This window comes from Paenibacillus sp. UNC451MF, assembly GCF_000686845.1.
Taxonomy (GTDB): domain Bacteria; phylum Bacillota; class Bacilli; order Paenibacillales; family NBRC-103111; genus Paenibacillus_S.
Map to the genome: position 1 here is coordinate 230,215 of NZ_KK366025.1, position 23,738 is coordinate 253,952.

Annotated in this window: 19 protein-coding genes and 1 other annotated feature; of the genes, 2 read left to right on the plus strand and 17 right to left on the minus strand. The window is 43.6% G+C overall.

Annotation, left to right across the window (positions count from 1 at the left end; translation table 11 throughout):
- Positions 1-211 precede the first annotated feature (211 nt).
- Genes glpK through BP97_RS0133495 form a run of 4 tightly spaced genes read right to left on the minus strand, consistent with a single transcriptional unit; the run spans position 212 to position 4,974 of the window.
- Positions 212-1,720, minus strand: a complete 1,509-nt coding sequence (gene glpK, locus BP97_RS0133480) for a glycerol kinase GlpK (RefSeq protein WP_028552976.1) — start codon at positions 1,718-1,720, stop codon at positions 212-214.
- A gap of 2 nt (positions 1,721-1,722) precedes the next feature.
- The gene (locus BP97_RS0133485) at positions 1,723-2,667 is read right to left on the minus strand and encodes a transketolase family protein (RefSeq protein ID WP_028552977.1); all 945 of its coding nucleotides are present in this window, start codon (positions 2,665-2,667) and stop codon (positions 1,723-1,725) included.
- A 2-nt stretch (positions 2,668-2,669) separates the two neighbouring features.
- On the minus strand, positions 2,670-3,515 hold the full coding sequence (locus tag BP97_RS0133490) for a transketolase (RefSeq protein WP_028552978.1): 846 nt from the start codon (positions 3,513-3,515) through the stop codon (positions 2,670-2,672).
- 25 nt (positions 3,516-3,540) lie between these two features.
- Complete coding sequence (locus tag BP97_RS0133495; protein WP_028552979.1) at positions 3,541-4,974, minus strand: L-fucose/L-arabinose isomerase family protein; 1,434 nt, start codon at positions 4,972-4,974, stop codon at positions 3,541-3,543.
- Between the two features lie 240 nt (positions 4,975-5,214).
- Here BP97_RS0133495 and BP97_RS0133500 point away from each other — a divergent pair, with 240 nt between their 5' ends.
- On the plus strand, positions 5,215-6,270 hold the full coding sequence (locus tag BP97_RS0133500) for a LacI family DNA-binding transcriptional regulator (protein ID WP_028552980.1): 1,056 nt from the start codon (positions 5,215-5,217) through the stop codon (positions 6,268-6,270).
- A 439-nt stretch (positions 6,271-6,709) separates the two neighbouring features.
- Here the strand turns inward: BP97_RS0133500 and BP97_RS0133505 are convergent, their stop codons facing one another.
- The 11 genes from BP97_RS0133505 to BP97_RS41540 form a co-directional block, all read right to left on the minus strand.
- Positions 6,710-7,318: a cache domain-containing protein gene (locus BP97_RS0133505; RefSeq protein WP_156043498.1), complete on the minus strand. Its 609-nt coding sequence runs from the start codon at positions 7,316-7,318 to the stop codon at positions 6,710-6,712.
- Between the two features lie 131 nt (positions 7,319-7,449).
- The gene (locus BP97_RS0133510; RefSeq protein ID WP_028552982.1) at positions 7,450-8,310 is read right to left on the minus strand and encodes a PhzF family phenazine biosynthesis protein; all 861 of its coding nucleotides are present in this window, start codon (positions 8,308-8,310) and stop codon (positions 7,450-7,452) included.
- Between the two features lie 123 nt (positions 8,311-8,433).
- Positions 8,434-9,909 carry a MocR-like pyridoxine biosynthesis transcription factor PdxR gene (gene pdxR / locus BP97_RS0133515; RefSeq protein ID WP_028552983.1) on the minus strand — a complete coding sequence of 492 codons (1,476 nt, stop codon included), beginning with the start codon at positions 9,907-9,909 and terminating at the stop codon, positions 8,434-8,436.
- Between the two features lie 614 nt (positions 9,910-10,523).
- Positions 10,524-12,056 carry a hypothetical protein gene (locus BP97_RS0133525; RefSeq protein ID WP_028552985.1) on the minus strand — a complete coding sequence of 511 codons (1,533 nt, stop codon included), beginning with the start codon at positions 12,054-12,056 and terminating at the stop codon, positions 10,524-10,526.
- A gap of 907 nt (positions 12,057-12,963) precedes the next feature.
- Positions 12,964-14,418 (minus strand): hypothetical protein, encoded by a 1,455-nt coding sequence (locus BP97_RS0133530; RefSeq protein ID WP_028552986.1) that lies wholly within the window; start codon positions 14,416-14,418, stop codon positions 12,964-12,966.
- 256 nt (positions 14,419-14,674) lie between these two features.
- Positions 14,675-15,826, minus strand: a complete 1,152-nt coding sequence (locus tag BP97_RS38375) for a sulfite reductase subunit alpha (RefSeq protein WP_081824492.1) — start codon at positions 15,824-15,826, stop codon at positions 14,675-14,677.
- A gap of 174 nt (positions 15,827-16,000) precedes the next feature.
- On the minus strand, positions 16,001-17,296 hold the full coding sequence (locus tag BP97_RS0133540; protein ID WP_028552987.1) for an aspartate aminotransferase type Ic: 1,296 nt from the start codon (positions 17,294-17,296) through the stop codon (positions 16,001-16,003).
- 113 nt (positions 17,297-17,409) lie between these two features.
- Positions 17,410-17,672: a binding site (T-box leader), on the minus strand.
- A 72-nt stretch (positions 17,673-17,744) separates the two neighbouring features.
- Positions 17,745-18,533: a sulfatase-like hydrolase/transferase gene (locus BP97_RS38380; RefSeq protein ID WP_051621191.1), complete on the minus strand. Its 789-nt coding sequence runs from the start codon at positions 18,531-18,533 to the stop codon at positions 17,745-17,747.
- Positions 18,534-18,569: 36 nt separating this feature from the next.
- Positions 18,570-19,046, minus strand: coding sequence for a hypothetical protein (locus BP97_RS41355; protein ID WP_028552988.1), 477 nt, complete (start codon positions 19,044-19,046; stop codon positions 18,570-18,572).
- Positions 19,047-19,072: 26 nt separating this feature from the next.
- Positions 19,073-19,564 carry a Gfo/Idh/MocA family protein gene (locus BP97_RS41360; RefSeq protein ID WP_028552989.1) on the minus strand — a complete coding sequence of 164 codons (492 nt, stop codon included), beginning with the start codon at positions 19,562-19,564 and terminating at the stop codon, positions 19,073-19,075.
- On the minus strand, positions 19,561-19,692 hold the full coding sequence (locus tag BP97_RS41540; RefSeq protein WP_269321943.1) for a hypothetical protein: 132 nt from the start codon (positions 19,690-19,692) through the stop codon (positions 19,561-19,563). The genes BP97_RS41360 and BP97_RS41540 overlap by 4 nt, the downstream gene beginning before the upstream one ends.
- A 191-nt stretch (positions 19,693-19,883) precedes the next feature.
- Here BP97_RS41540 and BP97_RS39315 point away from each other — a divergent pair, with 191 nt between their 5' ends.
- Entirely contained in the window at positions 19,884-20,651 is a 768-nt protein-coding gene (locus tag BP97_RS39315) for a helix-turn-helix transcriptional regulator (protein WP_028552990.1), read from the plus strand.
- A 178-nt stretch (positions 20,652-20,829) separates the two neighbouring features.
- On the opposite strand, the gene BP97_RS0133570 is transcribed toward BP97_RS39315, so the two are convergent.
- On the minus strand, positions 20,830-22,140 hold the full coding sequence (locus BP97_RS0133570) for an ABC transporter substrate-binding protein (protein ID WP_028552991.1): 1,311 nt from the start codon (positions 22,138-22,140) through the stop codon (positions 20,830-20,832).
- A gap of 75 nt (positions 22,141-22,215) precedes the next feature.
- Positions 22,216-23,673, minus strand: coding sequence for a sulfatase family protein (locus BP97_RS0133575; protein WP_028552992.1), 1,458 nt, complete (start codon positions 23,671-23,673; stop codon positions 22,216-22,218).
- Positions 23,674-23,738: the final 65 nt, after the last annotated feature.

The following is a 23,738-nucleotide window of genomic DNA, read 5'->3' on the forward strand; positions in this document are numbered from 1 at the left end:
ACACTAACCATTCCCCATCGGCTGCTGCTGTTCTCCTGAAGCAAGTAATGCGAGCGCCGGCTTAAGCTCGTAATCACATGATCACTCGGAGTTGCTTCCCCTTAGGCACATCGTACGGCATCCATGTCGTTTTCATTTATCTGCCTCTGCTTCTATAAATAAAAATGCCTAATTCGCACTACTTTCGTCTACATCCGTCATAATAAATGAATTAAACGCTCCTCTGGAGCACGGAGGCCACAGCACGCTGCCAGCCCAGACAGTACGCTTCTCGATCTTTCTCCGCCATTTGAGGGCTGTAGTGCACGTAAGATTGCCGCTTGGACAAACCAGATACGATCTCTTCCATAGAACTCCAGAAGCCAACGCCCAGCCCTCCCATGTACGCAGATCCTATGGCCGATAACTCAGCCACGTCGGACTTGATCACGGGTCGCAACAAAAGATCCGCCTGAAACTGCATTAACAACTGACTTCCCGTTGCGCCTCCATCGGCACGCAGCTCTTTAAGTGGAACGCCGGACTCGGCTTCGATCAATTGAACAGCATCATACACTTGATAAGCGATGCTCTCGAGCGCAGCCCTGATAATGTGTGACTTATGAGTCCCTCGGTTTATCCCGGAGATGGAAGCTCTAGCATCAGGGTCCCAGTGCGGTGCTCCAAGGCCGACAAAGGCCGGCACCAAGTAGACCCCCTCACTATCCTTCGTCTCTCTCAGCAGCTGTTCCATCTCCTCAAAAGTACGAAACAGCCCCAAGTTATCGCGCACCCACTTGATGCAATCTCCAGAGGTGCGGATGATCGCCTCAAGCGCGTAGATTACCTTGCCTCCGGCCCCCCATGCGACTGTGCTGACGAGTCCACTCTCCGTAGCCGGAGGCTTCTCACCAATATTCATAAGGACGGAGGTTCCCGTACCATAAGTAGCTTTTGCCATCCCGGGCTGAAAGCACAGATTGCCGAAAAGCGCCGCTTGAGAGTCACCAATGATACCGGATATAGGAATCCGAATGCCGTTAAGCAGATCTGGGTCCCCGGTGTATCCGAAGCTGTCGTCAGAAAACTTCACTTCAGGCAGCAGCACAGATGGAACACCGAACAGCTCGCATAGCTCCTCGTCCCAGCTCAATGTATGAATATTATAAAGGGATGTACGGCTGGCGTTCGAATAGTCGGTCACATGCATGTTCCCGCCGGTCAGCTTCCAAAGCAGCCAGCTGTCTATTGTACCGGCAAGCAAGCGACCATCAGCCAGCTTCTCCTTTGCTTCAGCAGCATGCTCCAGCATCCAGGCCCATTTGGTGGCGGAGAAATAGGGGTCGAGCATTAACCCGGTTTTGGAGCGGACCTTAGCTTCCAAGCCCGATAATTTATATCGCGCACACTGCTCGGAGGTGCGTTGACATTGCCATACGATGGCGGGATGCACCGGAAGACCCGTGATAGGATCCCAAAGCACAGCGGTTTCACGTTGATTTGTCAGCGTCATAGCCGCCAGCTCGTCTGGTATGATGCCAGCCGATTGAAGTGCCTGCTCAGCCGTTTGTTTTACTCTTTCGTATATTTCGATAGGGTCGTGCTCAACCCAGCCTGGACGCGGATAATACTGTTTGTGTTCGGCAGAGCTTCGGGAGACGATTTCTCCTGAACGCGCCACGATAAGCGCTTTCGTACCGGAAGTGCTTTGATCGATCACGAGGATATATCGTTTCTCCATAGCTACCTCTCCTGCTGGTCCAGCAGCTCAAGCGCGATCTGTTTGATGCGGTCTGCCGTAAGCCCGTAATGGCGGAATACTTCCGCCGTCTTGCCCGCGATTGCAGGCTCGTCAGGAATCCCGAGAATTCTCATCGGTACCGGCTTATTCTGCACGACCACCTCTGCTACCGCGGCTCCCAAGCCACCGAGCACACTATGCTCCTCTACGGTGATTAGATGTCCCGTTTCCCTTGCCGCCCTTAGAATCGCTTCTTCATCCAGAGGTTTAATAGTATGCATATTGATTACCCTGCACGATACGCCTGCCTCCTTCAGCGCTTCGTGGGCATCCAGAGCGATGCGAACCGTCTCTCCTGCCGCAATGATGGTGAGATCCGATCCTTCCCGCATCATCACGGCCTTTCCGATGACAAATTCAAAGTCATCCGCTTCGTACACATCCTCAACCGCATTACGTCCAATGCGGACATAAACGCCGCCGTCGTGCTTAACCAGCGCTTCGGTCATCCGTTTCGTTTCGTGGCGGTCGGCTGGCATCATCACGGCCAGACCAGGAATGGCACGTGCCACCGCCAAATCCTGCACGGAATGATGCGACATTCCCAGGGCGCCGTAGCTTATACCACCGCTAATCCCGACAAGCTTCACATTCGTGCCTGAATAGGCAACATCGACCTTGATCTGCTCAATGCTGCGCATACTGAGGAAGCACGCTGGAGAAGTTACGAAAGGCTTCTTCCCGCTATGAGCAAGGCCTGCCGAGATGCCGACTATGTTTTGCTCCGCGATGCCGACCTCAACGAACTGTTCGGGATAAGCCTTGGCGAACGGAGCCATTGCTGCGGATCCGCGAGAATCGCTCGTAAGCACCATAATATCTCGATCATCCTTCGCAAGCTCTAGCAGCGTCTCACAAATGACCTGCCGGTTAGGAATCGTATTCATCGCTAGCTCACCTGACCTTCCTGACTGTACAGCTCCAGCTCAGCTGTTAGCTCCGCCAGCGCTTGTTCCAGCTCTTCATCATTCGGAACGTGATGGTGCCAATGGGGCACGTTTTCTGCAAACGATACTCCCTTGCCCTTCACGGTATTCGCCATAATAAGCGTAGGCTTCCCACTGACAGCAGGTACCGTTTCGAACGCCTCGACGAGCGCCCCCATGTCATTTCCATCTATCGAGACGACATTCCAACCAAATGCAGCCCATTTGTCCTCCAATGGATCAAGCCCCATCACCTCTTCATTGGTGCCGCTGATTTGTAAGCGGTTCCGATCGATGATGCCCACGAGGTTATCGAGCTTATAATGTGCCCCTGCCATGGCAGCTTCCCATACAGAGCCTTCCGCCTGCTCCCCGTCGCCCATGAGACAGAACGCACGATAGCTCTTGCCATCCCGTTTGGCCGCCAGTGCAATGCCGACAGCAACCGACAGTCCGTGGCCCAGCGCGCCGGTATTCATTTCAATTCCAGGTACCTTATTATTAGGATGGCCGATCAGCTTCGTGCCGAACTGACTGAAGGTCATAAGCTCCTCCTTTGGAAAAAAGCCACGGTCAGCCAAAATCGCCCACAGCGACTCCACCGAGTGTCCTTTACTGAGCACAAACCGATCACGTTCAGCCGCCTTAGGATGTAGCGGATCAATGGTCATAATGCGATAATATAAAGCCGTTAAAATATCCGTGTTGCTCAGCGAGCCTCCCGTATGACCGGTTTTGGCCCGATGAATCATCTTCAGCAGCGTCATCCGAATTTCGGTAGCTTTGACTTGAAGCGCCCTAATTTCCATATGTCATTCCTCCTCAGGATTAGGATTATAGTCCCTTCCCTCTCAGCCAAGCCTGAATTTCGCTCTCTGTCGGATCCACTGGATCCGGTGTCAAGCCTGGGATGTACCGACAAGCTTCATATAAAGCAGGAATGACATTTGCATGAATCCCTACAGAGTGATGAACATAGGGCCCTTGCACCAGCTTTTCTTCCCATAACGGCCAATCGTTCACTTCCACCCATACATAAGATCCGCGTGTGTAAGGACCAGGTATGCCCTTTGCACGGCCTAGAAACAACTGGTAGTCCCCATGGTCTCCGTCAAAACGTGCCAGCGTCATGCTGCCTCCCTTGATCTCACCTTCATGGGTGCCCGGTGAGTGATCGTCGAACAGGAAGTGCTTCCGCAGCTTAGGTTTGCTCTCGACAGATAGGGATACCGGGAAGTTACCACAGTGGAACAACAGCTCTCCGTTCGTATTCTCTGGATGGCGTACCGTTAAGTCCGCAAAGAAGGTCGGAGATTGGTTCATCGAAGCTGCTTGCACCATAACAGAGGTAATAGCACCGTGAATATCTGTTTCACAGGTAACTGGAATTTGCTCGTCGGTTAAGATGGCATTGGCAAGACAGGGCATAATACCCATCGCATCCTGAAGCGAAGACCAGCACTGGATGGCAATCGCCGAGCTGCCTGTCTGCAGAGCGTATTGGTTCATTGCCACCTTAAGCGAAGCGATCCGTCTGACGTCTGCTTCCGTCACTTCTGACCAATCCAGCTTCTCCTTGATATAGTCAATCGCTTCAGCAAGTTCGGAGGAGTTGCCCTTCTCAATTCTCGAAGAAGCACGTTGTATGTCCACGAGCGTAATCGGATGAATCTCAATGCCAAAACGCTCAAGCAGCTCACCCTCATTGCAGATCATCGTCCAGAAGGAGGCAGGACGCGGTCCGATTTGTAGAATACGCAGCCCGCGAAATTGACGAACGACATTCGCCGCTGCTATGAAATTGGTGAATCCTCTCTCGAAGACCGGATCGTTTACCCGGGTGTTCGTAACATAAGTGAACGGAACGTTAAACCGGCGAAGCACTTTGCCAGTAGCGAACAGCCCGCATTGCGTATCCCTGAGCCGCATGCCATCCTCTAGCGGCGCTTCATCTCGAGGCCCCCACAGCAGCACCGGCTTGCCTAACGCTTTTCCCACACGTGCTACTGTATCTTCTGTTCCAAAGTTACAATGCGGGACAAATACCGCGTCTACCTGCTCCTTCTTGAACCGGTCGATGATATGGTCAGCATTGATATTGTCGTCATACAGCAAACCTTCCGAGTTGATTCCCTCCAAATCCACAATATCGATATCCAGTCCAAAGCTTTCAATCTTTTCTTTAATCATAACCTTGTACTTAAATGCATCCTCAGCGCTGAACACGAATCTGCGCGTAGGTGCGTAGCCTAGCTTTAATTTTTTCACCTGTTACACCTCCAAATAACTAAACTAAACTAAATTAACACTAAAATATAATTATATATATAAAGTTAAATTCATGTTATCACGGCTTTTTTTCGTCGTCAACGATTTGTTTAGTTTATTTTTAGTTGATATAACTAAAAAACAAGTAAAAAATTCTACTTTTTATTGCATAAACATCTGTAAAGTAATAAACTAAACTTACTAAACGATTGATTTTTTAAGAATGGGGACTATCCACTTATGAAAATGGAAGATATCGCAAAGCTTGCCGGCGTCTCTAAGGCGGCAGTCTCACTCGCACTCAGCGGCAAGCCTGGGATCGGTCAGGAGACGCGCGAACGCATCCTGCAAATTGCCAAGGAAAGCGGCTACTTACCCAAGACGAAATCGCCGGTTTCGGATAACGGGATCAAATCCTTATCCTTCCTCGTGTTCACCAATTCAGGAATTGTACTTGAGGAGTATTATCAGCAGCCATTCTTTCGCGAGCTGATTCATTATATCGAGGATCGCTGCCGTACCAAGGGCTATTCTCTTCGTTTCTCTACGGTAGATATGGAATTTTTCGATAGGGACATTCGTACGGTAGCCGAAGATCGTCAAAGCGAGGGAGTCATTTTACTCGGCACGAACTTAAACCAAAGTGTGATTATGGATATTGCCGGAAGATTAGGTACGCATCTTGTCGTGCTGGATACTTGTTTTGAGTCTCTGCCCATTCATTTCGTAGGCATTAACAATTTCATGGGGGCTTATCAGGCCGGCAGCCATATTTGTGAATTGGGACACAAGGAAATTGGATATATTGCTTCGAACGTTAGAATTCAAAATTTTGACGAGCGAAAAGATGGCTTTATCGCAGCTCTTCAAGCGTATGAGCTGGATATTGCGGCAGACCGCTGCTTTTCCGTCGCACCAACCATGCTTTCATCTCAGGAGGAGCTGAAAGCCCAACTGAAGCCACTGCTACAAGAAGGCTCTCGTATGCCGACAGCCATTTTTTGCGAATGCGATTATATTGCGATCAGTGCCGTGAAGACACTGAGCGAGCTGGGTGTCCGTATTCCAGAAGAGGTGTCCATCGTCGGCTTCGATAACATCTCAGAATCACGCATCATCTCCCCCGAGCTCACCACCGTGCATGTGGAAAAGAAGAGAATGGCGCAGCTGGCTGTCGATCTTCTCGTGGAATCCATAGAGCTCGGCGAAGAGGCCAAAGCCAAGATTCGGGTGGATACCCGATTTGTCAGACGCGTATCATCTAGTTCTCCCGCCTTTGGAGAACCGCATAGGTAATACAGAAGAGGTCGAACAGTTGCATCTCAGGACTCGCAGCTTCTAAAACCTCTGCTTGCAATCACCGTGCTGGATGACAGTTTAGAGCTTCCTCCCATCAAGACATAGCATAAAAAAAAGCGCCCCAATAGGGCGCTGAGCGGAAACCTAATTATTCCTATTTGATATCAATATTGTACAAATCTTTAGTAAATACCCACTTCTCTTTATTTTGTTTATACCACTCTTGATACCAATGCTCGACTTTTCTTCCATTCCCCTCTTCCCAAATCGTTTTGGCGTCCTGAATAGCTTGCTCTGTGAGCTAAGGCCGCCTTTCGTTGAGGGTAACCTGCCAACTTGCGGCAACTATCATCGATTTTTAAAATTTCTTCCTTTTCCTTCCATACACCGCATCGAGAATGCAGAGGTCCACTCCAGCAGCCCTGTTTGCTTAATCCTAGTACCTATGGGTCCAGCCTAGATAGTTGGATTTAATTTCAGACATATCCTCTATCGAAGAACCAATGACAAGTTGCCCCTGGCTATCGTACAAATTGATATGGCTGATTTCAAAATTGGTCATGCTGTCAAGCATACTCTTCACTGTCTGTACGTTAACATTAATGACGATATAGCCTTTTTCCGCGGTAAACAGCGGGAACGGTTTCACAAGCGAAAAAACCTCAACAGGTTTATCATATTCAAGCTCATGATATTCCCTTTTGTTAGTCCAGCCTTTTGGGAAGCCGCCATTCTGTAATTCCCGAATGAATTTCTCATCGCCAAAGGAATCTACTTTTGTAGAGATATTGGAGCTTAGTACGGTTTGATCCTCGATATTGTATAAATAAATGGAATGAATCCATTTATTATTCACGACGATATTATTTAAGGTATCCGAAACCTTATTTGCATAATAATATTTTTTCACTCTATCCGAAGTATACAGGTACTCCTTTAAATCTTCATTCTGATCAATCTCTTTAATCATGGACCCGTCGATAGATTTAAAATACTGTTCCAGAATGGATACCACATGATTAGCAAACGCTACATTAGTCTTCAACGTTTGAGGTAAGCCATTGCAAGCAGTATAATAACGTGCAACTATCAAAAGATGTGGGGGAAATAAATTGTAAAAGTAAAAGCGCACGCTGCCTCAGGCGTTGTGCGCTCAGAAATTAATCTACTATTAGTTCAAAGGTTTAATAAACCTTCGATGCAAGTCACTGCATGTCCACCTAGCAGTATTTTACCATTTTCTTTATACCGAACTTCAATTCTACCGTTTCGACCTACACAATAACCTTGACTTGCAACGTAGTTTGATTCCTCTATAAGTTCGAGCTGTCTCATAAGCACGGCTACACATCCATTACCGCTACCGCATACTGGATCTTCAGCGATTCCTTCACTAGGGGCAAATGAGCGTACTTCAACATAGGAATCTGTATCGGGAGCCGCCATTCCAAACACAGTTACGCCGGTAACACCTACCGGAGTCAATACAGCCACTCTGGACATATCCGGGTGTAAGCTCTGTACTTCTTCAGAATTAGACAATTGTAACGTAATCCACTTCGCTCCAACATCAATAGCTGCGCTCGCTCTAACATTAGTCAAAGGTACGCCTAATGCACTTACAATATCAGCCAATTCCTTGTGGTCAATGCTTTGAATAATCGGCTCAGGCAGCGTGAGGAAAAGTTTATCGGCATCCATAGAAATAGACACTAGCCCACTGCCACATTCCTGTACAAGGCTTCCCGGTGTCTTTGGTTTAAAACCATGTTTAAGTAAAGCAAAAGCCGACCCGATTGTAGGATGTCCCGCAAAGGGAAGCTCACTCTGTGGGGTAAATATTCGCAACCTATAGTCAGCTTGTGGATCCGTCGGCGTGCATACAAAGGTAGTTTCAGATAAGTTCGTCCAATTGGCAATAGCTTGCATTTCAGCCGTTGATAATTCATTGCCATCTAGTACCACCGCAACGGGATTCCCCTTAAATGGGATTTCAGAAAACACATCTACTTGTTGAAATGAGACTTGGCGATTCATTCAATATTCCCCCTTCGGATATCATTCATCAGTGTTTATTGTATATCGAAGCCATATATAACACTCAATATGTATGTATAACACTGAAATGATAATACTCCCCCTCCTCCTTCGAATTGGAATTTAGAAGTAGGGAGATCTTTCATGCATAGCTTTGGATGAAAATCCTGAATGGAGGATTGTACACAAAATTTTAATTCCTTCACTAAGAAGGTTTTCATTGACATAAGAGAAGCTCAATCGTAAATGATGATTTTCTTGCTCGACAGGGTAGCATGCTGATCCAGGTAAAAAATTGAGCTGTTGTTTTTTGGCCTCAATTAAGAGGTGATCCGCATTCATCCAGGAAGGTAAACTAATCCATAAGTTTAATCCCCCCTGAGGAACCAACCAAGTGATTCCTGACGGTGCATGTTCTGAAAGTAACGCGAGTACCAAATCACGTCTTAGTTTTAGGGCAATTCTCAGTTTTCTCAAATGTTCTTGCATTTTGGGGGATTCAATTAAGGGTAAGATGGTTTTTTGTGTTAGCAAAGAATTACCTAGATCAGCATTGGCTTTTGCTGCATAAAGACGGTTAAATATAGAGCCGGAAGCAACTAATACACCCGTTCTACAGCCAGGCGCCAATATTTTGCTTAAACCTTTCAAATAAATCACATGTCCACTAGTATCCCTATTTTTAATCGGAGCAGGTGGCTTTTTTTCATAATAAATCTCGCTGCTTGAATCATCTTCAATAATAATGCATTGGATGCTTTGAGCGATTTCAAGTATCTGTCTTTGTCGCTTTAGAGACATGACCGTACCCGTTGGATTATGGAAAGGAGCTGTTGTATAGATGATTTTGGGCTTGTATTTATCGCATATATTTTGCAGCAAATCGACTCGAATTCCCTCGCTGTCTACTGGAACAGAAAGTATGGTAGCACCTCTACCTCGAAATACATCAATGGCTCCTGGATAGGTGGGAGCTTCTGTTACAACCACATCCCCACTTCCAATAAATGTACGGGCAATAAGATCCAATCCTTGCTGGGTACCGTTCGTAATTAATATATGTTCAGGCGTAGTCGTAACTCCAAGGTTATCCAGATACTGGGAAATTGCATTTCTTAATTGTGAATCTCCTTGAATCTCAGCATAACGAGATAAAACCCTTGGATTTCTAGACAAAATTTGACTAATCTCTCTTTCAAACCATTGGGTAGGAAGCAGTCCAGGATCTACCATGGAAGAGGATAATTGAATTCTCTCGGAAGTATGAAGAAAACGGGCAAACTGAGCTCTAGGCAAATAATCCTGAAAAGCTAGCTGCCTATCAAAAGGGGACGTTCCCTCTACTAACACTTCTCTCTCCTTATTTTCTGTTACGAATGTTCCCTTGCCTTGAACAGAGATAATATAATTGTCGTCCTCTAGTTTCTTATAAGCCTTCACTACCGTTACCAGACTCACTCCAAGCTGCTTTGATTGATTCCGAACAGAAGGTAATCGTGCCCCTTCTTGGAGAAGTCCTGAATGAATATGATCCACAATAGATTGATAAATTTGATCTGAAATAGAAGCTCCTGCGTTGCGTTGAATCTCAATATACATAATGAAATGGACCTTTCTCCAATAGATCTGTTGGGTGTTATACATATCATTATAGTCAAGAGTGATCACCTTTAATAATATTCTCTTTATAAAAAAAATCTCTTAAATAATAAATCTCTTATAGAATGAAGCAGCATCGGTGCAACAAGCGATTTGAGCTTTTTTTTTATGTAAATACAGATTAATTAATATTAAACCATATGAAAACAGAACCTATTTCTTTTTAAGAGAATAAAACAGATGAATAATGATAAATAAAAATGAATACTGTAGATATCCACGGATACGCTGCTTTCTTTCTGATATTGTAGTTCGTTATCCACACTGTTCATATTTTCCCAATAAGTGAATCTGTTTTTATATTTATATTTCGAAGCAATCATTATTTAAGCTTCCTCAACTATTCACATTAACCAATGTATTAACATAGATAGATCTGTTTTTATCTTATAAAAACATGTTTACGTTACCTTCATGATCATTTTAACAAGGAGAGATGGGATGAGTGAATAAAAATTAGACGATCTTAAATATTAAAAAATAATGGGGATGTTGGTTGCCAAGCATTAGCCGCACTACGAAGAGCCCTCTTCCTTTGTCTAAAAAAAAGAGAGCTAGTGACAATTGCTATGTAGATTTAAAAGGAGATCCTCAACATTAAAGCTGAGTGGAACATCGGGGATCGGCTCCCATTTAGGTAATTTTCGGATTTCGCTTAACATCCATTGTTTTACTTCAAAAGGAGCTCCTCGGTGTAATTTCCGTAAAGCGATATCTTCAATCATACGATACTCATGAAGGTCTACTTGCATTTTATAGGCATAAGAATATATTTCTTCAGCCGACGACCTTCCCAGCAAGCGTTCCAGCTGCTCGTTCGCACGTTTATACGCAACTTGACTAAGTACAGGCATACGGGTGTATTGCCTGTTCAGGATAGGCAAAGCCGACTTGCAAAGGTTGCGGAACGTATTCAAATCGAACCGGCTCATCGCCGCTGTGAATTCGGATAAACGGCCGCTTAATTCATCTGTACTTTTAGGTGCAATAAAGGAGTAAACCCCTGTTTTTTTGGCTATATCCAAGTAGACAGCCATTCCTTTGTTTTTGACTTCTTCCCTTATAAAACGAACAATGTCCGAAGGAAACACAAGGTGTTTACTATGCAGATCTTTTATTTTTACCAATACATAGCGAATGAAAGACTGGCTTTTTTTCTTCATTAGATTGACAAGCTGGATTAGGGTTTGGCCATCATTGTGTTCTTCCAGGTCGCCTATTCCCATTGTGTATAATTGGGACTTAATATATGAGGTCATCCGATGATAGGTTTTCTTCGGCTTGATCACTTCATGATAATAGGTTCCCTTTTCTTTCGGTATGATGAAGTAGGGGTTAATAGAATAAGAGGCTTTATAGTAACCGGTTGAATTGGGTTTGATTAAGGCATTAGGTGCAAATAAAGGTTGTCCGTCCAAAACCGGTGTATCGGTTAGAACTTCGATCAATTGTTTAATCTGATTGAGATTTGTTTTATGTAAATAGCTATATAGTCCACCGTCTTTACCATCGGAGCGCAAATTCTTTTCCAGCACTTTGAAGGGGCTGTCATTCTGCTGCGCAGCGCCCTCTAAATACCACTTTTGTGCAGCTAAAGGGAGCTTGTAAAAAGCCTGGGTATAGACCGCAGGAGGCAATAAGAAATAATAACCGATCGTTCCGGTATCGTCCTGAAGATAATCGTTTAAGGTGTAGTGGTATGCTCCTGTGATCTCTTCTTTTACAAGTTGAATCAAACCAAGCTCAATAAATTTTTGAAAAGAAACATAGAATTGATCATTCGTAACAGGCTCTTCAAACAATTCTACCTGCTTTTGATAGATTCGATTGCGGTTACAAAACTCTAATCTGCCTTTTGTATTAAAAACAGTCTGTACAGTTATAAAAAGCTGGATATCGGATTTAGTAATATGGTGAATCAGTCTTCCTCTACCATCTTTTCTGACTTGAAACTGATCTCGGTTATACTCATACTGCTCCTCGATCTTTTTAAAGGCATTATAAAAACGATAACTGATCACAACAGGGTTTGTTGGTTGGAGGTGGACCCTGCCTTTTTGATTATTTAAAAATACGAGTTTTTTCAAGCAGGGAACCCTCCTTTGTCAGTTAGTCACAGTTTGCTTTCTTCCCTCATAGATTTTTATCATGAGATTTGGTAGAATAGGAGAAAGGCAACAGCTAAATAGGCCTCTTAGCCTTCTGATTTTTTTCAGAAGATGAAGAAGCTAGTCACGTGAGGTTTCGATCGTTATCGTTGGTAGCGGCAGGGATCGATTCCGAATGTTTTTCCTTTGAAACTGAGCATTGGTAGTGCTCGGTAAAATGGAGTGTTGGTAGCATTCCATTTTGTAAAGCTTCCATTCTATATGGAGGCTTTTTTTCTATTCAAGTGGATAGAATATGTAGATTTTTTATCCACATGTGGATAAGTTATAGTTCAACATCATCCATTATAGCAACCTTGGTAATATCATGTAAGACTTCATAGAGTACGTGTATTTTGTAAAAGTCGTATCATTTCTAGGCGAAAGTGGAGTACGCGTTTTTAGTAAAAACCTAATCACCCCTTATACACCGCGGATTCTCAACCCACAAGGGTTTATCGAAAAAAAAATGAGGAAGTATGGTACGTGAATATAGTAAAAACTATGATTAAAGTACGTGTATTTTGTAAAACTGAAATAGAAGTACGCGATTTTTGTAAAAAAATGATTTTGATAAGTACGATTTACACCTAAATTGTAAATAATTAACAAAGAAAAGCCTTTCAAAGAGTACGTTAAGATTGTAAAAAGCTCTTTCTACGGTACGCTAATCATGTAAAAAGCCTATTTTCGGTACGTGATATTTGTAAAAAGCGAATTCTAGGTACGCTATTTTGTTAAAAACTGCGGTTAAAAACCGTAAAAAGATAAAAAAAGAGGGCGTGTATGAAAGCACACCCTCACTTTTTACATTAATAAAGTACGTCAATTTCGTAAAAAGTAAAATCTACTGGATGAGTGACGGAGTAGATCCGGCTGTAAAGAAGTCGGCTTTTTCCGATTCCGTGACCGGTGTCAAAATAATTTCAAACCCGTTCCCTACTCTTTTGTAATCATTAATGAGTATATTGGCTTCTTTAAATTCCTGAAGAGAAGCATCGATTTGCTTCAGATTGCTGTCAATTCGTTTGGAACGAAACCGGATACGATCAGAGAAGAAGCTGTACTCAAAATGCTGCTTCATCTTGCGACCTTGCAAGTAAGCGTCCAGGCGCTCTTTTTGAAAGGCATAGATCAATATTTTAGACAGACGGTTCTCCAGACGATGTATAAAGTGACTGTAGATTTGTACCGTTTGCTTCGTAATAAATTGCTGATGTAGCGTATCTGAGAATTTGATTTCGGCATATCGCCGGCCTGTAGCATCTTCCTTCGAGACGATGACATATTCGAATAAATTATATAAGAACGTAGTTTTAGTCTCTTTATTTGGTCCTGTTGTTCTACCTTCCAAGCTGAATCGGCCTATTTTTTGCAATCGTTTCGTGATGAGATCGTAGGCTTTCTGACTTGTATTTCCATAAATCCGTGTCAAAAGTGGACGAATATCAAAAGCAATGGTCTTGTCCGTATAAAACCGTTCCGATCTGTGCTCTATAATGTGCTCTAAAATCTCCGAATCCGTTTCATCTAGTAAAAACATTTTATCCAGTTGAACTTCTTCATTTTCCTCAATAGATATAAAAGAGCGGAGCACTCGATTGTCACTCATTTTATAGTCGTCATAAATGATGGTTGCCTTTTGTTCGGAATCAAAAAGAACATTTCCTTTTAACTTTGCTTTACCATCGGCAAATATCGGATTATCAATCAAGTCCTTAAAGCGATGGGTGATCCAATTGCGAGGCGCATTCTTCAAAAAATCAGCGATGATAAACACGAGATCATTTTCAAATGCTTTCTCAATTTGGTATTGCTGTTTGGATTCTAGGTAGGGGTAATCGGTAAGGCGCGTCTCCGTGTCATTAGCCCAAGCTTCAATTTCTTCTAGTCGATTTTGCACAAAAGTAGGCTCATCTTTAATATTTTTAAGCATTTCTTTAAAGTTAGCATCAGCGCTTTTACTGTTGAGAAATTGAAGTAAAACTTCTCGTTCCTCATGAATACTGGTGTTATTTTTGCTTTCTACCTCTTTTTTTAGCTGCTTATACCAGTTTTTTTTCGTTAATTGGCGCCTTCTATGATAAGTAGACTTTATTTCAAGTAAGTCCACTACGTCATCGTCATTAAAAAAAATGTTATTCATAATATTTCGGATGTAGTTTTCAATCGATAGAGCAAAATCAGAATCTTCTTCATCTTTATGGATCAGCTTAAGAAGCCGTTCCCTTGTTTTTTCCCCAATAAGAACAAGTAGTTCATCAAATATGAATCGAGGAATTTCTTGTATTTTAACGCTCACTATTATCTCCCCCCGATCATTTCTGCTACCTTTATTTTATAGTTTCCAGCCCAAATAAACAATGGAATTTACTATTCAATTTTCACCTACTGGATATAACGGTTACCTTATTACTTGTGAACGCTAAAAAGACCCACCTAGGTTACCTAGCGGCAAAGTGGAGAGCGGAAAAACATGTAAAAAAAGAGTGACCCTCTTATTTCGCTATTTGCGGAATAAAGTCACTCTTTATTAGTGCTACGAACTAATATTTATTTTAATATACGTCACGTTGATAACGACCTTGCTCTTGCATGCCATTTAGATATGCTTCAGCTGCTTCACGGGTCATCGAGCCTTCTTTTTCAATCACGTCGATAAGTGTGTTGTGGACGTCTTTCGCCATATATTGCTTGTCTCCGCAAACATAGAAGTATGCTCCATTTTCTAACCATTCAAACAATTCTTTGCTGTTTTCAAGCATTTTATGCTGTACATATACTTTTTGTGCCGAATCTCGGGAGAAAGCAACCTCTAATCTTGTCAATACCCCGTCTTTTTGATACTTTTCTAACTCGTTCTGATACAGAAAATCCGATGCTGAATGCTGGTCTCCAAAAAATAGCCATGATCTACCAGGCGCTTTATTTACTGCACGTTCTTGGATGAAGGAACGGAAAGGAGCAATACCTGTTCCTGGACCAACCATAATAATATCTTTATCTTGAGATTCTGGCAGATTAAAGTGTTTATTCTGTTGAATAAATACCGGAAGCGTATCTCCTTCTTGAAGACGTTCAGCGCATTGAACTGAGCAAACTCCTTTACGCTCGCGTCCATTAGCCGTGTAGCGCACAGCACCGATAGTGAGATGTACTTCCTCAGGATTAGCGGCAATGCTGCTTGCAATGGAGTACAGACGTGGCGGCATTTTTCTTAATAAAGAAACAATCTCTAGTGCTGAAGCTTTCCATGGACCAAAATCTCTTAACAAATCAAGCAAATCACGTCCGTCGGCATATTCTTTCAGCTGATTTATATTTTCATCCGACACAAGCTTTTGCAGCTCTTCGTTGTCTGAAAGCCCCGCAGCCTGCTGGATAATTTTTTTTGTCAATAGCGTAATTTCGAAGTGTGTTGCTAACGCTTCTTTTAATGGAAGTGTATCGCCTTGCTTACTAACTGAAACAGGCAGTTCTGCATCCCATTTCATTTCTTCAAGAAGGGAAGCCACTAGTTCTGGATCATTTTCAGGGATAATACCAAGGCAATCACCTGGAACATATGAAAGGTCAGATCCTTTTAGCGATAGCTCGAGATGCCTTGTTTCTTTGCTAGAACCTGCTCCATTTAAATTTTCATTCTTGAGAACTTGCGCTTGAAATGGATTTGTTCTTGAATAAGTTGTTGGCACTACAGTCGACTGCATACATTTCACCTCAAAAAGTTGTTTGTATGTAGGATACCACAGGAACAGAAGATTCGATATGCTTTTTTAGGTACATTTTTTGACATTTACATAGTTAAACGTCTTTTTACACTATACTGTCAAATAAGAGGAGAAGGCTGCCGATCAATATGCTGCGGCAGCCTTTGAAATTTCTTATCTGTTGTCTAAAATCTTCTTTATGCTTACTAATTGTACACAGACACATAACACATCGATTGCTATTTTCAGTTCATTAATGGATGGGAATGTAGGAGCTATTCTTATGTTTCGGTCCCTCGGGTCGTTTCCATATGGATACGTAGCTCCCGCATTCGTTAATGTGACACCAATTTCTGCTGCCATTTTTACAACGCTTTTTGCGCAACCGTCTAATATGTTAAGACTAATGAAATACCCCCCATTAGGTTTATTCCACACGGCAATATTTTTGCCGCCCAGGTCCGACTCTAGATAATCTAATACCAAATCAAATTTTGGTTTAATTATGGCTGCTTGCCTCTCCATGTACAGTTTAAGATTATCTATATTTTTCAAAAAACGAACATGTCGAAGTTGGTTTATCTTATCAGGACCAATCGTTTGAACAGCAATCTGTTTCTTCATAAAATTCAAATTTTCTTCGCTAGATGCTAACATAGCAACACCAGAACCAGGAAACGTAATTTTAGACGTAGAACTGAACATATAAACACGATTAGGATTCCCTGCGGCCTTACAAGCATTAAGAATATTTTTCAATTGGTCGGGCTTATTAGTGAGGTGATGAATGATGTATGCATTATCCCAAAAGATCTTAAAATCCCTTGCTTTTGGATTCATGGAAGCAAGTCTATCTACGGTCTCATCAGAGTAGGTGATTCCATCAGGGTTACTGTACTTAGGAACGCACCATATCCCTTTGATTGAATCATCCTCGCTTACAAGCATTTCAACAGTATCCATATCGGGACCATCATGTTTCATTTCTATGGTTATCATCTCGATATTAAAGAGTTCGCATATAGCAAAATGCCTGTCATAACCTGGACTAGGGCAAAGAAATTTAATTTTGGGAAGTTCAGACCATGGCAGTTCACCTTCACTAATACCAAAAAGCATCGCTCTAGCTAGAGTATCGTGCATCATATTCAGGCTAGAATTCCCACCAATGATAATTTCTTTTGTACTCACCTCAAGCATTTGAGAAAATAATTCCTTCGCTTCAGGTATTCCATCAACTCCCCCATAATTTCGACAGTCCGAACCATCCACAGCAGCTAATCGTTCGTCGGATTTCAAAACATCAAGCATTTCCATGGAAAGTTCAAGCTGTTCTGGGCAAGGTTTGCCCCTCGACATATCTAATTTGAGATCCTGACTCTTATACTCATTGTACTTTTCTTGTAATTCTTGATAACGCTTATTTAACTCGTCTATACCTAGACTATAAAAATCGGAACGTTGTTCCATTTTCTTCACTCTCCCATAACATCATATTTCAAACTACAGTAACCTGCGCAATCAAATATTCAAGGATATCGAAACTTACAAATAAAAAAAATCTCACCCCCAAGACTTATAGTCTCAGGGACGAGATTTTGTGCTCGTGGTACCACCCGGATTCGCAAACATGTCGCCATATCAGCCTCTTCAAGTACGTTATCTATAAACTACACAGATAATTATACTCTAGCTCTATAACAGGAGCTCCTGTTACACCATCCCCTCTTAGGTTCCGATGTACTGCTCAGAGGCTTTCTTCAATCAAGAATTCTTCACTCCTTTTCAACTGCCGGAGCTCTCTGTGGAAGAACGCTTCATTTACTTTTCTCATCATTGCATTTAAAAGTATTGGATTCATAATACCATTTAATGGTAAAATGGTAAAGGGTTTAAACAGGAAATTTTTACGTTTAACTCATACTTTGAACTCGCTGTAAACTTGAAGAAATCGGGCTCCAATCGCACCGGTCAAGTTATACAATTGAAGTGGAGACTGATTACTGTACCATTCCCCGACATTCACTGGCAGTTCCACCTCTTCGACCTTGGAGAACCAGGGGTCAGGAATATTCAGAGGTGGGTGAGGAGCGTGAAACATTGCGTTGAGAAGAAACGGTTTGGTCCGATCCCGCCTTCTAATAGCTTCAACTGAGTCTCTTGCTATAAACTCGTCAATAAAGTATTCTGATTCCTCTTCGTAACAGCCAACAGTCGGTATCGAATAGGTTTTTGGACGAGTAATCGTTCCATTCGTCATTTCGGGTACGATTCCTCGATAGTTCGGTCCGTCAGGTTTTCGCTTGTTATTTTCCTGTAAGAACGCTTCATATCTGCCCTCGAGTTTCCTCCAGTTGGTTTTACTGTCAGGGGACTTATCCAAGCTGGGTGCCATTTGTAAATGCTGTTTCCCTGTATGCCAGCTGTCCCACGTATCCTCCATAAGCCCATATAGATGGGGATGCTCGGGGCTTACTCGGGAATGCTTATCCTCTCCTCTATTGATTAAACACCCGGTTTCGTTAGGATATTTACGGGTAAAGAATGCCCCGCGTGCGGGTACACAAATCGGAGAGGCACAGTAAGCTCTTTCAAATACGACGCTGTTTTCTTTCAGTTGATTTATGTTCGGGGTATAGCTGCCGATGGCATCCAGCCTTAGTTGATCCGCCATTATAATGATGAGGTTAGGGTGTTCTTTTCTCATATCCATATCCCCTCCGAAGCAGTCTGTTAGAATGGTTTATATTCGCTGGAGCTCAACGGTTCTTTGTTCGAGTCGCGATTGATCTGCCGCAAATCCGATCAAGTGTCCGTAAATCGACTTCTCCAGAGACGTGGAGGAAATCGATGGTGCTGCCCCCTTTAGTACCTTGACGAAATCGGCGACAAGAAGCAAGTCACCTCCGCCATGCATATCCTTTGACACCCCAAGCTCGATTCGTTGCTCGGAATAGATGTGGCCTTTGCGGGCATCGGGATGTCGAATGACATAACAGCCTTCCTCCATGTCTCCCTGAATTTCTCCTTTTGTCCCCACAATATGAATGGAACGACATGGCCTAGAAACGCCTCCGGTCATTACATGCGTTGCCGTACTACCGTCAGCAAACTCAATAATTACCGTTTGATGATCAACCACGTCGTTATCGCAATGCCAGACACAGCGACCGTACGGGCTATCCTTCCGCAGCGATTCCGCCAAATCCTCGTCGCTCATCGTAACACCCAAATGGGTATTGTAGGTTACATATGCCTTCCACAGTCGCTGCTCATGGAGGAACCGCTTTTATCCTGACGCCCCCATTTTCCTCTGACATAAGCCATCGCCATGTGGTGATATGTGACGTTCTCGGTTGTCGTCAAGCTGACAATATCACCAATGACTCCATCCGCTATTTTTTGACGAATAGATTCGTAGAATGGCGCATATCGAAGCACATGACAAATCATTACTTTTCTGCCACAGCGTTGCGCTTCATTATACAGATTCAATACTTCGTCCGCATGAATGCCAATCGGTTTTTCCAACATAATGTCATATCCGGCCGTAAGCAAAGGAATCGAAGTTGAAACATGCAAATGGTCCATTGTGCTGTTAATAACGGCATCTGCCATCTTAGGTTTTCTGATAAATTCCTCGATATCAGCAAAACAGCATGCTTCAGATAATTCAAATCTCTCCTTGGTTAGAGATCTACGCTCGTCATCTGGATCGACGACTCCGACAATTTTCATTTGTTCAGGATGCTGCTTGGCGCATGAGGCGTAATAAGGCTGCGGTGACCAGCGCCCACTATGACGACGGTTACAGGTCCGACCTTATTGTTCTTATATTCAAGATTCTCAGATAATTGGTTGCTCATTCTCATTTCCCCCAGTATGAATTAATGATTAAAATTCCTGACTTCATCGCCTTGTTAGCGCGGACTTTATTGTTTTATAATACCTTTAACTTACCATGTATATTTCAGGAAACGAATGTCCGAATAATCACATTACTTGTAAAAATGTGTGATGTAACTTAATTTGCTTTCCACGTCTAGGGAGGATGTTTATGAAATCCAAAGTGCTTTCCGTTTATTTCGGCTCGCGGACGTATCAATCTTTTAGAGAATTGCATACGCATGAGTATTGGCAGCTGGAAATCGTCACTCAAGGTGTAATCCAAAGCAGAATGCTCGGCGAAGAGCTTTCTCTGGAAATGGGTGATATGCTGCTGGTTCCTCCAGGCTGGGAGCATGGATTTACATATAATAAGCAAGGCGTTTCTTGGCTTACCTTAAAGTTCGAGCGTGAAGAGGATGACCTTCCTGTATGGGGAGGAATCATTCACGGCAACCAGTTCACGAGCAGGCTCGTCTCCTCTTTCAAGACGGTGATTCATGAATCCCCTTACAGGAGTTACGAGAAAACATTTATTAACGGTTTTCTTGAGACGATGCTTCATTACGTTCGGTCCGACGAATTCCATAGAACGGACGATTCCTCCGAGCTGCTAGTGAAGCTTGTTATGGAAAAGGTAAATAAGCGAAACGGAAGAGCCATCACGATCAACGAGCTTGCTGAAGAGCTATCGTATACACGCAGCCATCTATCGAAGAAATTCAAAGAGATTACCGGAGAAAATTTGAAATCTTATATCGATCATGTACGTATCCAGAAAATCGAGGAGCTGCTCCGTTACAGAGAACAAAGCATTTCCGAAATCGCCGAAGATCTCGGGTTTAATGATTTGTTTTCATTCTCGAAATTTTTCAAGAAGCATACTGGCGAAAGCCCGCGACAATTTAATAGGAAGTTTGCTTCATGGCGCACTTTGTAGCTGAGTATTGCTTCCTGTATAAATAAGCAAAAGAGGCTCAAACAATCAAGCCTCTTTTATAAGTATGACCGCAAGCTGTTATCCGGTGATCCCCCAGCTACACACAAATCAAGAACTTATCCGGAGGAACTTTTGGTATATACTACGGTCTCCTCTGCCCTATCCGACACGATTTATATTATTTTGTTTTCGCCTCTTTGATGGCTCTGTTAAGTGACTCGTCGAAATCGCGCAAAGTCGTGTTAATGTCCTTCGTACCTTTGATGTACTCATTGAAGACCTTACTCGCAATGCTTGCCGTTGGAACCGTCGTCAGCTTGGAATCGCGGGAAGGAGCCGGCTTTACCGGTTTATTGATATAGAGTGCACCTGTGTGTTTCCCTTTTAGCATCGCAAAATCCTGACCGTATGCTTTCTTCACATCTTCATTGCTTAGCACCGTTGCCTTTCCAGCTTTACTTGCCGCCAGTTGCATCTCGTAAGACAGAACGAAATCGATAACCTTGAACGCATCTTCCTTGTATTTGCTGGAGCTCATGATGTAGTAAAACCGCGGATTCAGCTGCGCGTTAGTGGCTCTTGCCTCATTCATCGTGGGTAGCGAAACCATATCCCAGTTGACAAAATCGCTCGGGAAGCTCTCGATTGCTGCGGTCACGTCCGCATGCATGGCGGAGATCCGTTCCTTGGTGAAATCATTCACCTCTTTGACCCGGCTCCGTTCGTCAAGCGGTTTGTCCAGTGGAAGCTGATAAAACCTGCCAAGTGTCGTAAAAACAGAGCGCCACTCATCCGTGTTGACCGCTGCCCTATCTTCCTTAGGATGTAAATAAGGAGCTGCCAGCTGATTATTATCAAATAAATACTGAAAATTCATCGTTATCCCCTTGTACTGCACACCGTCAACCACTTTCGTCAGCTTGACAGACAAATCATAAGCCTCATCCCAAGTCATTCCGTCTTTTGGGTAAGGAAGACCGAATTTGTCAAAAATGTCCTTATTGTAGTACAACACAGGGGTAAACGTGGTAACAGGTAGACCAAAATAAGTGCCGCCATAGCTTTGCGATGCACTGCGGATAATGTCCAAGTACGCTGGGTCTATCCGGTTCAGATCGAAGCCCGTTTTCTTGATCATATCAGACAGGTCGTATTGCAAATTCAAATTCACAAGACTGTTATCCAGTGCAGATAAGCCTTGATAATACAGATCCGGACTATCACCTGCGAGTACGAGGTCCTTAATTTCCTTGCCTTTGTCAGCGGCTTGGAATTCAAAGGAAATATACGGATACTTTGCTTTCACCTTGTCAGCAATTTCATTTTTGAACCTATTTTCGTAATCCTTGTCACCCGTATAAAATTTCAACGTAACGGGCTGCTGCTGTTGATCGATATTTTCTTCGCCACGAGGGGCGGAACTGCAGCCTGCAAGCAATGCTACCGATAAAAAGAGCGTAAATGAGATATAACCGATTTTGATTTGCATATTCGTATCCTCCTTCGTTAGTTACTTCAAACTCTATAGTTAGTAAAACTCTCTTAGCTACAATATCGCTCGACTTTATATTTTAAATTGTGCGTAATCCCCCAAAAAGCGGTCATACAAGTCGTCTGGCAATTTAAGCAGATCGTTCGTATTTTGCATGTATTGCCTTAAGCCGTCCAGCATCCTTTCGATCTGGCTGCCATGCTCATCCGACTGAAATGCCAAATTAGTCATTTCCTGCGAGTCATTCGTTACATCGTAAAGCTCGATAAATATTTCATCCTTGAATAGGTCAACGATGAGCTTAAAATCTCCCTCGATCACGCATCGTTGAAAGTTGCTCCGCGTCCCGTTGCCATCGAACTGGATGAAGATCCGATCGCGTTCGAGTTGTTCCTGCTCTCCAAGTATCAGCGGCATTAAGGACAGACCCGACACACCATCAGGTGTCTCGATATCGAGATATTCGCATAGTGTTGGAAGCACGTCGATGCTGCTGATCACCTCGTCTGACCTTTTAACCATGGGTTTAAATTCTGACGGGAACTTCATGTACAACGGGGTTTTCACCGATTCCTCGTACATACACATCTTTTGCCATAGCTGATGCGAGCCAAGCATTTCCCCATGGTCACTGGTGAACAATAGGAGTGTGTTGTCGTACAAGCCCTCCCGTTTCAACTCAGTGAGAAGTCTTCCGACACAATGATCGAGCAGTGCGACAAGTCCGATATACACTTTCCATATGCTTTCCCACTTTTCGCGGGTATAGGAAGTCCCCAGCATTCCTGTCAAATTGTACAGCTGAAGCGGCGATTGATTGTCAGCCCACATACCAACATTATCCGGCAGCTTCACATGCTGGATCATCGAATACCACGGCTCCGGAATTTCAAGAGGTGGATGCGGTGCAAGAAACATGGCATTAAGCGCAAATGGCTTATTTCGGTCTCTATTGCGAATCGCTTCCAAAGAATCGTTGAGAATGAACCCGTCGAAGAAATAGTCAAGCTCCTCCTCATACCGTCCGACAGTTGGAATCGAATATTTGCGCATTCGTGTTATTTTACCGAAGGCTTGCTCTGGCACGGGTCCTTGAAATGCCGGTCCTCCCGGCTTCTTTTTCCCGTTGGTCTTCAGAAACGCTTCATATCGCTGTTCCAGGTGAAGCCAATGGGTTGTGTTGTTCTCGCTGTGCTCCAGCTTAGGTTCGGTGTACAGATGCTGCTTGCCGGTATGCCAGCTGTCCCAGTGCTCCTCGAGCAGCTCATACAAGTTCGTATGTCCCGGGCGAACCATGCCGTGCTCCTTCTCTTGCTCCGTCCATGGATTGATCAGCGAGCCCGTTATATTAGGATACTTGCCGGTAAAAAAAGCTCCCCTGGCAGGAACACATAGAGGCGATGCACAGTACGCCCGGTCAAATACGACACTCTCTGCTTTTAGTTGATTGATGTTCGGTGTATGATCGCCGAATGCATCCCACCGGAGCTGGTCAGCCATAATGATAACGATATTCGGCTTCTCGGTCACTTGTAGTTCCCTCCCTCATTTGAATCATCGGCTACCCAAAACGTCCATTCCCGTCCGATATCCGC